This is a genomic window from Phocaeicola coprocola (genome assembly GCF_041333015.1).
Lineage (GTDB): Bacteria > Bacteroidota > Bacteroidia > Bacteroidales > Bacteroidaceae > Phocaeicola > Phocaeicola coprocola.
This window is the reverse complement of record NZ_JBGKGM010000004.1, coordinates 1,191,379-1,204,806: the sequence shown is the minus strand read 5'-3', so window position 1 is coordinate 1,204,806 and position 13,428 is coordinate 1,191,379. Positions and strand designations below refer to the sequence as shown.

Below are 13,428 nucleotides of genomic sequence, written 5' to 3'. Positions count from 1 at the left end.
GCACTTCGGAAACAAAAACTAAGATTCTTTGGGGACGAGAACCTTATAAAAACAATATCAGTTATGAAGAAGTTATTATTAACTGTTGTTTTAGGATTGTGTACACTTGCCGGTTTTTCTCAGGCGAAATTTGATGTACATGCAGGTATGTCTATGGCAAACATCACCAATAGTGATGCAGACTTGAAGATTGGCTATTCGGTAGGAGTAGGAATGGATTATGCCATTACTGATATGTGGGCCTTCCAGACTGGTTTGAATTTTACAAGCAAAGGTTGTAAAGGATCTGAGAAAGGTGTTGATGCGAAAATTAATCCTGTTTATCTGGATATTCCTTTATTGGCTGCTATAAAATTACCCATCAGCGAAGGTAATACGTTTGTTGTAAATGCCGGTCCTTATGTAGGATTTGGTTTGGGCGGAAAAGCGACTGTGGAATCAGGAGGTGCTGAAGTTGGAACTAAACTGTTTAAGAAGATAGACGGAGCTGACGAAGCATTGATGAACCGTTGTGCTGTAGGTTTGCAGTATGGAGTAGGTTTTGAACTGGGATATAAATATTTGCTGAATCTGACAGGCCAGTATGGTTTTACTAACATGTTTAAGAAAAGCCTGACACAGGAAAATAATAAAAACCTGGCTTTTATGATAACTGTGGGTTATCGCTTCTGATAGCGTATTAAATTTGTTCTAAGTATAGAGCGGTCGGACTGTGACAAATGGTCTGACCGCTTTTTTTATGGATTGTGCAGCTGTTTCCGTATTTCTTTGTTTTAAATCTAGCTGATGTTTATCTGCTTTTTTGTACAAATTTAAAAAAAATATCAGGAAGAATTGCTGATAATATGCTGATGTTTTTTGTGAAAGCTGGTATTGATTTTATGAAGAAAACAGGTCGTTGTAAACGTAAGGTTTAGGCCTGGAAAATCTGATAAATCGAAACCTTAAAAGAAAAGTCCCTCTGTTTTCAGCCTTAATTTGTTGCAATATCAGGCTGAAAACAGAGGGACTTTTAGAATGTCAACTTATAAACTGTAAGTAAAGTCATCCCATGTTTCCGTTTGGAAATCATCTATATTATTTGATATGCTCGCGAATCTTTGTAAGATAGGCACGCATTCTTTCAGCATCTTTTTTGTTGATGATATCCAACAGCTCGTTGAGTTCTGTACGAATACCTTCTACATGTGCCGGAGTACGTGGGTTGAACAAGATTTCCTGCAACAGAAAATCATCTTCGCCCATCACTCCTTTGGCTATTGCCATATGCCGTTTGAATGTTGTTCCCGGAGCATCCTGATGTTTCATTACCGCAGCGAAGGCAAACGTAGAAACAAAGGGGATAGACAGCGAGTAAGCTACTGTTTCATCGTGTTCCTCGAATGTATATTCGAAGATGTTAAGTCCCAGTCTTTGATACAGATCTTTGAAGAAAATTTTTCCCAGATGGTCGCCTTCCTTGATGATGATGGCATTCTCCGTACTTAGCTTGTCAAGGTTGGCAAACGTAGGACCAAACATCGGGTGAGTAGATACATAGCGGAATCCACAATTTTCGTAAAATTCTTTCAGTCCGGTTTTTACAGAAGCTATATCGCTTATGATACAATCTTTCGGGAGAATGGGCAAAACCTGATTGAATGCATCAAGAGTATATTTTACCGTTGCTGCATTAATAACCAGTTCGGGTTTGAATTCTTCTATTTCTTGAGTATTGGTAAACCGACAGCAGTTGTACATAAAGCGCAGTTTCTTTGGGTTCACATCGAATACTGCCACTTCGTGGTCGAAACTCAATACATCGGTAAAGAAGGAACCCATTTTTCCGGCTCCCAAAATTAATATTCTCATAGATTCTTATAAAAGTCTGTTATTTACTTACTTATTAATGATTTCCAATTGCTGGCGTACGCTTTCTTCGTGGATAGCTTCGAATACTTGTTTGACAAAATCGGCATCCATTCCGCATAATGTACCTTGCGCACCACGCTTGTCGAGTATCTCGTTGTAACGTCCGGTCTGAAGGACAGTCATGTTATGCTCTTTCTTGAATGTACCTATTTCACGGCATACACGCATACGTTTGGCTAAGATTTCCATCAGTTCGTTGTCGCACGCATCGATTTGCAGACGAAGTTCGTGCAAGCTTTCTGTTGACTGATGCCCTTTACGAATAACCAGCAGATTCAGGATGTAGTCGAGTACATCTGGAGTAATTTGCTGTGCCGCATCACTCCATGCACAATCCGGATTGCAGTGAGATTCAACAATCAATCCATCCAGTCCCAGGTCCATTGCCTGCTGGCAGAGCGGTGCAATGAGTTCACGCTTTCCACCGATATGGCTTGGGTCGCACAAGATAGGCAGGTTAGGAATACGGCGGCGCAGTTCGATTGGAATATGCCACTGTGGCAAGTTACGGTAAATCTTTTTATCGTATGACGAGAATCCGCGGTGGATAGCTCCCAGACGCTTCAATCCTGCGTTGTTGATGCGTTCCAAAGCTCCGATCCATAATTCCAGATCCGGATTGACAGGGTTCTTTACGTAAACAGGAATATCTACTCCTTTCAGTGCGTCAGCTATTTCCTGTACGGCAAACGGATTGGCAGTGGTACGTGCTCCGATCCACAAGATGTCGATACCTGCTTTCAGACATTCGTATACGTGCTTTGCCGTTGCAACCTCGGTTGCTACGTACATGCCTGTTTCTTGTTTAACTCGTTTCATCCATGCAAGACCATCCACACCGATACCTTCGAAACCTCCGGGTTTGGTACGTGGTTTCCATATTCCGGCACGGAAAATCTTGATACCTTTATTGGTCAGTTGGGTAGCAGTTGAGATAACTTGCTCTTCTGTTTCGGCACTACAAGGACCTGCTATGATAAGAGGGCGTTCTTTTGATACACCTTCCAGTTCGATGGGTTGCAAATTTAGTTCCATATTATCTTGTCTTTTTAATTTATTATTCTTTAGAAAATTGCTTTGATGCGTTTAAGGGCTTCAGCCAGTTTTCCTTCCTTGGCACAGAGAGAAATGCGGATATACCGTTTTCCGTTGCTTCCGAAGATAAATCCCGGAGTAATAAATACCCGTGCTTCGTGTAATACTTTCTCTGTCAGGTCTTCTACATCAGTATAGCTCTCAGGAATTTTTCCCCAAAGGAACATACCTACCTGATCAGAATCGAATGTACATCCCAGTGTAGTCATGATTTCCTCCGCCAGTTTACGACGGCGGCTGTATACGTTGATGTTTGCTTCTTCGTGCCATTCTGCACTGTTGCGGTATGCCTGTGCGGCAGCGAGCTGCATGGGACGGAAAGTTCCCGAATCGATATTACTTTTTATTTTCAGAATCCACTGTACAAAAGTCGCGTTGGTGGCAAGCATACCTACACGCCAGCCCGGCATGTTGTGGCTCTTACTCATGGAGTTGAACTCGATACAGCATTCTTTGGCTCCCGGAACATTGAGGATACTGATAGGCTTATGGTTCAGAATGAAGCTGTATGGGTTGTCGTTTACAATGACGATGTTGTGGCGGCGGGCAAAGTCGACCAGCTTTTCGTACAACTCCATGGTGGCATTTGCTCCTGTCGGCATGTTGGGGTAGTTGGTCCACATAATTTTCACACGGCTCAAATCCATTTTCTCCAGTTCATCAAAATCGGGTTGCCAGTGATTGTCTTCCCTCAGGTTATAATTGACGATCTCACTTCCTAATATTTTATTTAGTGAAGTGTAGGTAGGATATCCCGGATTAGGAACCAGAACCTGATCTCCCGGATTGACGAGAGCCAGTGTGACATGCAGGATACCTTCCTTTGATCCGATGAGCGGCTGTATTTCCGTAGCAGGATCAAGATCGACATTGTACCAGCGTTTGTACCAGTCGGCCATCGCCTTGCGCAGTTCAGGTATACCTACTGTGGGCTGGTAGCCGTGTGCATCTGCCTTGCGGGCATTTTCGCATAATACATTGATGGTTTCTTCCGATGGCGGCATGTCCGGACTTCCTATACCCAGGCTGATGACATCCTTACCTTCGGCGTTCATCTTTGCCACTTCTTTCAGTTTACGGCTGAAATAATATTCGCTGACACTAGCCAGTCTGTCGGCGGGCTGTATATTATAATGTTGATTCTCCTTCTGCATATTCTCCTAAAATTTTAAGTGCTTTAGTGAGCGGGGTTACCGCATCGATAGATTGTTTATATCTCAGGTAATCATTGAACATCACGTCTACGTAGAACATATATTCCCATTCGCGTCCGATGATGGGCAATGATTGTATCTTAGTCAGGTTTATGTTGTAGAATGAAAAAATGGAAAGAACTTTCGAAAGACTTCCTTCATTGTGTGGAAGTGAGAAAACGATGTTTGCCTTGTTTACCTTCGAACGGTCTTTCAGGTCGTCGGCAATCCACGGGTCGCATACTATAAGAAAGCGTGTAAAATTGTGTTTGTTGGTTTCAATTCCTTCCTGAAGTATTTTCATTCCATACATGCTTGCTGCATATTTGGAGCAGATGGCTGCATGTCCTTTCAGTTGTTTTTCGTGGATGTTTTTGGCACTTCCGGCAGTATCATCGGTTTCTACAACTTTCAGTTCCTGATGGTGCTGGAGAAATTCGCGGCATTGTGCCAGGGCTACCGGATGAGAGTTTACTTCTGTCAGGTCCTCCCAGCTTTCATCGGGCAGACACATGATGTTGTGGCTGATACGAAGCTTGTGTTCTCCGATGATAGTAGCTCCACTTTCGCGGAGTAATTCGTAGTTATGAAGCAGGCTTCCGGCAATTGTATTTTCTATGGCAACTGTTCCGATTACATTGCTGTCCTTGCGCATGTTCTCGAATACTTCTTCGAATGTATTGCAACAGATTAACTCTATTTCTTCATCCTTGAAATATTTGTGGGCGGCAATGTCGTGGTATGAGCCCGGAACACCTTGTATTGCTATCTTTTTCATTTGCTCTTGGTTTAAAATAAAAAATCCCGTTTCTTTCCAGAAGCGGGATTTCGTTATATTGTTTTTACTTATTCATTGGTTTATCGTACATATGCGAACTCCCGCTTCACTTCATTGCTAAAGTAAAAGTAAAAAAAGTAAAAGAAGAAGTATGTCGCAAATGTTTTCATTTTTGTTCTGTTATTTTGTTATCATTACGGTTGCAAATGTAATACTTTTCTTGAAAAAACAATAGTTTTATGAACTTTTTCTTTAAATATTTTCTTTACACGACATATTCGATTAAATTTGTGTTAGAACAAACTCGCTAATTAAAACATAATATCACCATGAATTATAATTTTGATGAACTGATAGACCGTCGGGGAACGGGTGCTGAAAAAGTTGAAGGAATGAAGAGTATATGGGGTAGGGACGATCTTATTCCGATGTGGGTAGCCGATATGGATTTTGCAACTCCACCGTTTGTGATTGATGCAATCCGCAAGCGTTGTGAGCATCCTGTGCTGGGCTATACCTGCAAACCTGATAGCTATTATCAGGCCGTTATCAACTGGGTAGATTCCCGTTATGGTATGAAGGTAAGAAAAGAACAGATTACTTACGTGCCGGGCATTGTGCCGGGGTTGGGAATGGCAATCAATGCCTTTACTCATCCGGGAGATAAAATAATGATTATGCCTCCTGTTTATCATCCTTTTTCGTGGCTGGTAACTCGTAATGACCGAAGAGTGGTAGAGTGTCCGTTGATACTGGAAAATGGAACGTATCGCATGGACTTGGATTTGTTCCGCAAAGAGATAAAAGGGGTACGTGTGTTTATATTATGTAATCCTCACAATCCGGGCGGTGTGGTCTGGACACACGATGAGCTGAAGGCGATTGCAGACATATGTGCTGAAGATAATGTGATTGTCTTTTCGGATGAAATTCATGCCGATCTGACGTTGCCACCTCGTCATCATGTTCCTTTTGCCATGATTTCCGAGCGTGCAAAGAATAATTCCGTTACGTTCATGGCTCCTAGTAAGGCATTTAATATGCCAGGAGTAGCTGCTTCGCATGCTATTATCTATAATGAGGGACTCCACAAACGGTTTACTACTTATATGGAAAGCTGTGAGTTTGGCGGAGGTCATGTTTTTGCCTTTCCGGCAGTAGAGGCTGCATATTCTAATGGAACAGAGTGGCTGGAACAATGTCTGGCTTATATACAAGGTAATATTGATTATTTGGATCATTACCTGAAAACTTATATGCCTAAGATTAAGGCAATGCTTCCGATGGCTTCGTATCTGGTATGGCTTGACTGTCGGGAGTTGAATCTGCCACAGCAGCAGCTTGAAGATTTTTTTGTATCTCATGCGCATTTAGCTCTGAACAGTGGTACGACTTTTGGAAAAGAGGGTACGGGATTTATGAGAATGAATGTCGGATGTCCGCGTTCTGTACTTGAACAGGCAATGAAGCAGTTGAAAGAGGCTTATGATGAGTTGTAATTATAGATATGAAAGCTATATAAAAAAAACATTTTTAAGAAATGTGAATTTTTAATAGAAAATTTCGTTCTTATGAACTAAAGAGTCGTATCAAACTTTTTATCATGTAGTTTGATACGACTCTTTTTCGTTTGAAAATATTATAATTCCAGACTTCTTAAATAAATCAGTGGATTATATTCTTCTATATTGAGGCAATTGACAATTGCAGTTTTATCAATTTTGTTGACGTTTTCCCTTTGTCTTATTTAAAAAGTAGCATATTAATAAATTCCCGGAGCAGAGTTTTGCTTGAGGTTATCATAATTTCCGGTAATCAGCTTCTCGTTGTCCGGATTTAGCTCAATAGCTTTTTTCATATCTTCTATGGAACCTTCCTTATCACCTTTTAACAGTCGGATGCGTCCTCTTTCCTGATAGAGCACTGCGTTTTGAGGCATTAGTTCGATGGCTTCTGTATAGAACTCTATAGCCTGGTCGAATTCTTTCTGTTCCATTAACATTTCACCTTTAAGCAAATAGGCTTTTTCGTTGAACGGATTTACTTCCAATACCTGGTTGAAACATGATTGAGCTTCTTCTACCTGACCAAGTGCTGCGTGTATTCTTCCTTTAAGTAGTAAAGCATCCTCTTCATCAGGTGAAACTGAAAGAACTTTATTCAGATCGCTCATGGCATCTTTAGCCTGACGCATATCCCAGAGGACTTCGGCACGAAGCAGATAAGCCTCTTTATATTCTTCGTTTTGCATGATGGCCTTGGTCAGCATCACAATAGCCTGCAGGTCATTTTTCATGCCTCGTGCAGCCTTTGCTGCAAGATAGTAAGCCGGAGCACTGGTTTCGTCAAGCTTTATAGCTTTCTGACAAGCATCATCCATACTTTCATAATCTTCTTGCATATAACAGATACTTGCCAGAGCAAGCAGAGCCTGTATATTGTCGGGCGTTTTATCAACCAGGCGGTCTAGTGTAATACGGGCATCGTCTGTACGTCCGGCTTCTATATACGCATTGGCAAGCAGTTGCAGCGTTTCAGGTTCATCATTCAGCGCTATTGCCTGCTCAAAACATTTTATAGCATAGGGAAGCTGGCGCATATTGCGTGCGCGGATACCATCATATTTCAGAATCTCGAAATTTTTCTTTTCCTGTTTTGCCTGTTGGTCTTCGTTCGGCTTTCCTCCACCGAACAAGGATGATAATAAGCCCATAATTTTATCTCTTTTATGTTAATGTGTTGCAAAGATAACGAGAAAATTAACTTAATGGATATGTTTGCTGAAAAGAAATTAGTATGTTTGCAACCGAATAATACAGTGAAATAAAAAAGATAAGTTATGAAAAAAATGCTGTTGGTCATTGTTGCTCTGCTGGCATGTCATACCATGCAGGCACAATACTTCTGTACTACTCAGGGTACGGAATTACATTATGTAAATTATGATGAGGCAGGACAAAGCCTGTCGAACGAAACGGTTACGGTATACAATGTCGTAAAGAATGCTTCAGGAGAAAGTGCTCAGTATCTTGCCAAAATAGTAACTAATAAGACCAAGAATAATACCAGCTATACACTTTATAACTGGAATTACGATGGTAATGTTACTACCTGCCAGGAAGATTTGATGTATGGTCCTTATATAAAATCTGATTCAGATCCTGCCAAATACGATTCGAAGGCCCGTCAGGCTATGGCTGAAGAGCTGAAACTGAAAGGTGATAATTCATTTACTATCAAAAAGCACGCCAGTGCAGGCGAGTCGATTCCAGACCGTACTTATTCGCTGATCTTCAATATGCTGAAGAATGAGATAAATATATCTGGTGCAGCTTATATGGGTGAAGAGAAAGTCAGTACGACTGCCGGTAAGTTTGATTGTATTAAGATTTCATACCTGAAGCGTACAAAAATCGTTCTGAAGACCGAAACCGTACGTGTAACAGAATGGTATGCCGAAGGTATCGGACTGGTAAAATCAGAAAGCTATAATACCAAGGGAGAACCTGATGGAAAAACTATCTTGGTAAAAATAGTGAAGTGATCTGAATTAATATTTCATCAATAATACTTGTCTTTCTAAGAAAGCACCCGATATTCTGATTTCTCGACTTAGGAATACGGGTGCGATCTTTTTATTGATACTTGTGTATCAGATAATTTCTATACCTTGTTGCTTGCAAAGTTCCAGGCTTAAATCTTTCAGTTTGAACTTCTGGATTTTGCCACTTCCTGTCATCGGGAATTGCTTTACAAAGAAAATGTATTTCGGAATCTTGTATCGGGCTATCTTTCCTTCGCAAAACTCACGTACATCATATTCGTTCATTGTGCATCCTTCGTGCAGAATGATGAATGCACCTACAGCTTCACCGTATTTCTTCGACGGTACACCCGCTACCTGAACATCCTTTATGCCAGGCATCTGATAAAGGAACTCTTCTATTTCGCGCGGATAAATGTTTTCTCCTCCACGGATAATCATGTCTTTGATACGTCCCGTAATGCGATAGTTGCCGTTTTCGTCCTTGATACCCAAGTCGCCCGAATGCAGGAAACCGTTTTTGTCTATCACTTCCGCAGTAGCTTCCGGATTCCTATAATATCCTTTCATGGTATTATATCCGCGGTTACACATTTCCCCTTGTACACCTGGAGGACATTCCTCTCCTGTTTCTGGGTCGATAACCTTCACTTCCGTAAATTCAAAATCATGACCGACTGTAGTAAAACGCACCTCCTGCGGATCGTCGATACGGCTGTGTGTCATACCCGGAGAAGCTTCTGTCAGTCCGTATACACTGGTCACCTTCATGAACATTTTCTCTTCCACCTGTTTCATCAGTTCTACCGGGCAGAGAGAACCAGCCATAATACCTGTACGCAGGCATGAAAGGTCGAACATGTCGAACATCGGATGGTTGAGTTCCGCTATAAACATGGTAGGTACTCCGTAAAGTGCCGTACAGCGTTCCTTGTGAATGGAAGCCAGTACCAGCAACGGATCGAAACGTTCCGTCATAACTTGTGTACAACCATGTGTAAGACAGTTCATCGTAGCAAGTACCACACCAAAGCAGTGGAATAACGGTACACATACACAAAGCTTGTCGGCGGAAGTGAACTTCATGTGTTCTCCCGTAAGAAATCCGTTGTTGGCTATGTTATAATGCGTAAGCATTACTCCTTTCGGGAATCCCGTTGTACCTGAAGTATATTGCATGTTTACCGTATCGTGGCAATTGACTTTTTTCTTTGCTTCGTCGAGTACGGTATCGTCTATGTTGTTTCCCAACAGAAGGATTTCGGCTGTGTTGTACATGCCACGGTATTTTTCCTGTCCGATGTAGATGACATTGCGCATGTGCGGAAACCGTTTACTCTTCATGTGCCCGCGTTCGAAAGTCTTCAGCTCGGGAAGCATCCGGTAAGTCATATCTACAAAACTGCTGTCCTTTTCCCCATCGACGATACATAGCGTATGCATGTCCGAGTTTTCGCACAAGTACTCCAGCTCAGCCTGTTTGTAGTTTGTGTTAACCGTAACTGCTACAGCACCAATTTTGGCACAGGCATAAAGAAACGTCAGCCAGTCGGGTACGTTTCTCGCCCATATACCCACGTGTGTGCCGTGTGTGATACCGATGGCAAGCAATCCCTTAGCCATATTGTCCACACGTTGGTTGAACTGACTCCATGTAAACCGCAGGTTACGGTCGGAGTATACGATATACTCTTTATCGGGTGTTTCCTTGGCCCAGTGCTCCAGCCAGTCACCCAGTGTTCTTTCCGATAATTGTATCATAATAGGTAGCGGTTTAAATAGGAGTATAGATTACAGCCAGGATACGAGCTTCCTGTCCTTCGAAAGCATGTACATGATGAGGTACGATGGAATCGTAATAAATCGTATCACCTTCTTCCAGCAGATACGTGTATTTACCATAATTGATTTCCAGTGTGCCTTTCAGTACCATGATAAACTCTTCTCCCTCGTGAGCAGACAGATGGAATTCATTATTTCCGTTTGCATCGATGTCGACGATAAACGGTTCCATGTGTCGGTCGGTCTTGCTGCGCGACAGTGAATGATAATGTAAGTGCTGATGCGCATCGAGTGCATTGTTAGAGAAGCTGATGGTATCGTCAGCATCTCCGCGTCGGCATACTACAGGACCCGCTTCATCAGGCTGGTCGTCGAGGAAAGTGCCCAGACGTACTCCCAGTGCACGCGCCAGCTTTACAAGCGGAGCGAGCGAAGGAATGTCAATATTTTCCTCGATACGTGTGATTTGTTCTACGGCAAGTCCTGTACGGTCTGCCAGTTCTTCCAGACTTATTTCTTTTGCTGTTCTAAGGCTTTTTACTTTTTCTCCAATAACGTTGGTTCTATCCATAGTATAGTGTTTTTTACGATGAAAAGCCGTTATGTGGCTTTCAATGAATCAGATTTGGGCAAATATAGTAAAGTTTTATAATACTCATGCCATGGATGTATAAAAAGGTTATCCAGCTTTTTTACTAAAGTTGCCGAGCTTGCTAATATTTTCAAAAAAAAACATATACGGAAAATGGTTTGTGAACCTTGGTCGAAATCGTGTTGTGTGTATTTTATAAGCTTTGCATATTTTCAAAGATGGCTGAGCTTCGTTTAAATTTGAACAGATAAAATATGAAACTGATAATGACCGACCGCCCTGTCGACCTGAGTTTCTTGAAAGATGAGGCGGTGAAATACATTGATTTGTCATCCTTGCGGATAGCGAACTGTGTGGGATGCTTTGGATGTTGGACAAAAACACCGGGCAAATGCGTGATTCGTGACGACGCTACCTGGGTATATCCCTGTATAGCTGCCAGCGACACAGTTCTGTATGTCAGCCGGTTCTGCTATGGTGGATATGACAGTGTGATGAAGACCATGCTGGAGCGTGCCATTCTTGTACAGCAGGCATTTATACGCATTTACAAGGGAGAAACCCATCACGTGCAGCGTGCCGTAATGCCGAAGAAAGCTACTATTCTTGCTTACGGCGATATTTCGTCCGAAGAAAAGAAGCTATTCAGAAAGCTGGTTGCCCGCAATGCAGCCAATATGAACTTTGAGAGTTATGAAGTAAGGTTTACAACCGAAGCTATGTTGAACGATGTGGTAAAAGATATTGTAGAAAAATGGGAAAAGTACTGATTCTTAACGGTAGTCCGCGAGCTCCGAAATCCAATTCCAGACGATATGCTGAAATATTCTCCACCGCTTGTAAGTTACCGTCGGATTGTTTCAATATATTGAAGACCAACCATGCCGCACTGTGTCAGAAAATGTCAGAGTATTCCGATGTACTGTTGGTCTTTCCGCTTTATGCCGATTCGCTTCCAGTGGGGTTACTGAATTTCCTGAAGTATCTGGAAGCCAACCCACCGGAGCGGAAGCCTGTTGTATCAGTTCTGATAAATTGCGGTTTTCTGGAATACCACCAAAACGATATTGCCTTGGAAATGCTCCGTTTCTTTTGTCAGAAAAACGGTTATCGCACAGGATCTGTGTTGGCTTTGGGAAGTGGAGAGGCGATACTCGGCACTCCGTTCCGTTACATAGCTGTGAGGGCAATCAGGAAACTGGCAAAATCTGTCGATAACGGTAAATATTGTAACATACAAGCTACCATGCCGCTGAATAAGCGTTTGTTTATCTGGGCTTCCACACGTTACTGGATACAGTACGGCAAGCGTTTTGGAATAATCAAAGAGCAGATGCAGAGCATGAAGATTGAGTAGGGAAAATCCTTTACTTTTCGCGGGAATATCTGTCAGATACTGCCGTTTACTTGTTAAAAAGGTTGTTCGAAGACTATCATTTTTCACAGGAAGAGTCTTTCCGGCATACAGAAGAAGGATTTTGTCACTGAGGCTTGTCAGTTGGTTGGGAAGTTTTGCCCTTACTTGTTTATGTAAGCGGTATTTTTCTGTCTTTTTGTTAATTCTAATGCCATGTCTTTTTGTAGCGTTCGCTTCTCGTGCTACAAAATTGTTTTGTACCTTTGCGCCGAAAAAATAAAACGAATGAAAGAGGCTTTTATCAAACTTCACCTCTCGGTACTCATAGCCGGAGGTACAGGTATTTTCGGTCGACTGATTACATTAAATGAAGGACTGCTGGTGTGGTATCGGATGCTTTTGGCAGGTGTATTGTTTTATATCGTACTTTTTCTGCTGAAGAAACTGCGGAAACTTCCTGCCCGCGATGCATTGCGTGTTGCTTCGGTGGGACTGCTGCTTGCCGTTCACTGGCTGTTTTTCTATGGCAGTATCAAGGCATCGAATGTATCTATCGGGGTGGTCTGTCTGTCGCTGATGAGCTTTTTCACAGCTTTGTTCGATCCGGTAATCAACCGGCATCGGGTATCGGCAAGTGAGATATTGTTCAGTCTGGTAGGAGTGGCGGGCATTGTGCTTATCTTTCACTTCGACACCCGTTACCGTGCGGGTATACTGATGGGAGTCGTGTCGTCGGCGCTGGCTTCCCTGTTTACTATCTGCAACAAGAAAGTGGCTTCGGGTTATCCGTCGGGCACTACCTTGCTGTATGAAATGGGAGGGGGTTTTGCGGGACTGACCTGTATGCTTCCTGTATATTTGTATTTCTTTCCTGTACCAACCATATTGCCTTCGGCTACTGATTTCGGCTATTTGCTGCTGTTCGCTTCGGTTTGTACCGTCTTGCTGTACATTCTTCAGATACAGGTGTTGAAGAAGATTTCAGCGTTTACGTTTAATCTGACTTACAATCTGGAGCCTATTTACAGCATTATTCTGGCTATGATTATTTTCCGTGAGGCGAAAGATCTGAATTTCAGTTTCTATACCGGACTGGGACTGATTTTTCTGTCTGTCGTGATGCAGACGGGAAGAGTAGTTTGGCAGGCAAAGAGAAATCAATTAAAACCGTAAAGC

The 13,428-nt window shown here is 42.3% G+C and carries 13 protein-coding genes; 6 read left to right on the top strand and 7 right to left on the bottom strand.

The genetic code is table 11. From position 1 onward, the window contains the following. Positions 1 to 63 precede the first annotated feature (63 nt). On the top strand, positions 64 to 672 hold the full coding sequence (locus ACDG22_RS15845) for a porin family protein (protein ID WP_007571447.1): 609 nt from the start codon (positions 64 to 66) through the stop codon (positions 670 to 672). Positions 673 to 1,077: 405 nt separating this feature from the next. Here ACDG22_RS15845 and ACDG22_RS15840 read toward each other — a convergent pair whose 3' ends face one another. From ACDG22_RS15840 to ACDG22_RS15825, 4 genes are read right to left on the bottom strand one after another with little or no spacing between them, the layout of a single operon-like run. Beyond that, positions 1,078 to 1,851, bottom strand: a complete 774-nt coding sequence (locus tag ACDG22_RS15840; protein WP_007571445.1) for a prephenate dehydrogenase — start codon at positions 1,849 to 1,851, stop codon at positions 1,078 to 1,080. Between the two features lie 27 nt (positions 1,852 to 1,878). Next, positions 1,879 to 2,946 carry a bifunctional 3-deoxy-7-phosphoheptulonate synthase/chorismate mutase type II gene (locus ACDG22_RS15835; protein ID WP_178270091.1) on the bottom strand — a complete coding sequence of 356 codons (1,068 nt, stop codon included), beginning with the start codon at positions 2,944 to 2,946 and terminating at the stop codon, positions 1,879 to 1,881. 29 nt (positions 2,947 to 2,975) lie between these two features. Continuing rightward, the gene (locus ACDG22_RS15830; protein ID WP_007571442.1) at positions 2,976 to 4,160 is read right to left on the bottom strand and encodes a pyridoxal phosphate-dependent aminotransferase; all 1,185 of its coding nucleotides are present in this window, start codon (positions 4,158 to 4,160) and stop codon (positions 2,976 to 2,978) included. Further along, a complete protein-coding gene (locus tag ACDG22_RS15825) occupies positions 4,135 to 4,977 on the bottom strand; it encodes a prephenate dehydratase (RefSeq protein WP_007571439.1) in 843 nt (280 codons plus the stop codon). The genes ACDG22_RS15830 and ACDG22_RS15825 overlap by 26 nt, the downstream gene beginning before the upstream one ends. A gap of 329 nt (positions 4,978 to 5,306) precedes the next feature. Between ACDG22_RS15825 and ACDG22_RS15820 the strand changes: the two genes are divergently transcribed. Continuing rightward, a complete protein-coding gene (locus ACDG22_RS15820) occupies positions 5,307 to 6,476 on the top strand; it encodes a MalY/PatB family protein (protein WP_007571437.1) in 1,170 nt (389 codons plus the stop codon). A gap of 263 nt (positions 6,477 to 6,739) precedes the next feature. Here the strand turns inward: ACDG22_RS15820 and ACDG22_RS15815 are convergent, their stop codons facing one another. Continuing rightward, the gene (locus ACDG22_RS15815; protein ID WP_007571435.1) at positions 6,740 to 7,690 is read right to left on the bottom strand and encodes a tetratricopeptide repeat protein; all 951 of its coding nucleotides are present in this window, start codon (positions 7,688 to 7,690) and stop codon (positions 6,740 to 6,742) included. Positions 7,691 to 7,816: 126 nt separating this feature from the next. On the opposite strand from ACDG22_RS15815, the gene ACDG22_RS15810 reads away from it, so the two are divergent. After that, complete coding sequence (locus ACDG22_RS15810) at positions 7,817 to 8,521, top strand: TapB family protein (RefSeq protein WP_007571433.1); 705 nt, start codon at positions 7,817 to 7,819, stop codon at positions 8,519 to 8,521. Between the two features lie 108 nt (positions 8,522 to 8,629). Here ACDG22_RS15810 and ACDG22_RS15805 read toward each other — a convergent pair whose 3' ends face one another. Then, a complete protein-coding gene (locus tag ACDG22_RS15805; RefSeq protein ID WP_270230700.1) occupies positions 8,630 to 10,282 on the bottom strand; it encodes an AMP-binding protein in 1,653 nt (550 codons plus the stop codon). A gap of 13 nt (positions 10,283 to 10,295) precedes the next feature. Further along, positions 10,296 to 10,874 carry a helix-turn-helix domain-containing protein gene (locus ACDG22_RS15800; RefSeq protein WP_178270093.1) on the bottom strand — a complete coding sequence of 193 codons (579 nt, stop codon included), beginning with the start codon at positions 10,872 to 10,874 and terminating at the stop codon, positions 10,296 to 10,298. Between the two features lie 275 nt (positions 10,875 to 11,149). Here ACDG22_RS15800 and ACDG22_RS15795 point away from each other — a divergent pair, with 275 nt between their 5' ends. The 3 genes from ACDG22_RS15795 to ACDG22_RS15785 all read left to right on the top strand — a co-directional run bounded on the left by ACDG22_RS15795 (position 11,150) and on the right by ACDG22_RS15785 (position 13,425). After that, positions 11,150 to 11,665, top strand: coding sequence for an NAD(P)H-dependent oxidoreductase (locus ACDG22_RS15795; RefSeq protein WP_178270094.1), 516 nt, complete (start codon positions 11,150 to 11,152; stop codon positions 11,663 to 11,665). Next, a complete protein-coding gene (locus tag ACDG22_RS15790) occupies positions 11,650 to 12,252 on the top strand; it encodes a hypothetical protein (protein ID WP_178270095.1) in 603 nt (200 codons plus the stop codon). Before ACDG22_RS15795 ends, ACDG22_RS15790 begins: the two co-directional genes overlap by 16 nt. A 285-nt stretch (positions 12,253 to 12,537) precedes the next feature. Beyond that, a complete protein-coding gene (locus tag ACDG22_RS15785) occupies positions 12,538 to 13,425 on the top strand; it encodes a DMT family transporter (RefSeq protein WP_178270096.1) in 888 nt (295 codons plus the stop codon). Positions 13,426 to 13,428 lie beyond the last annotated feature (3 nt).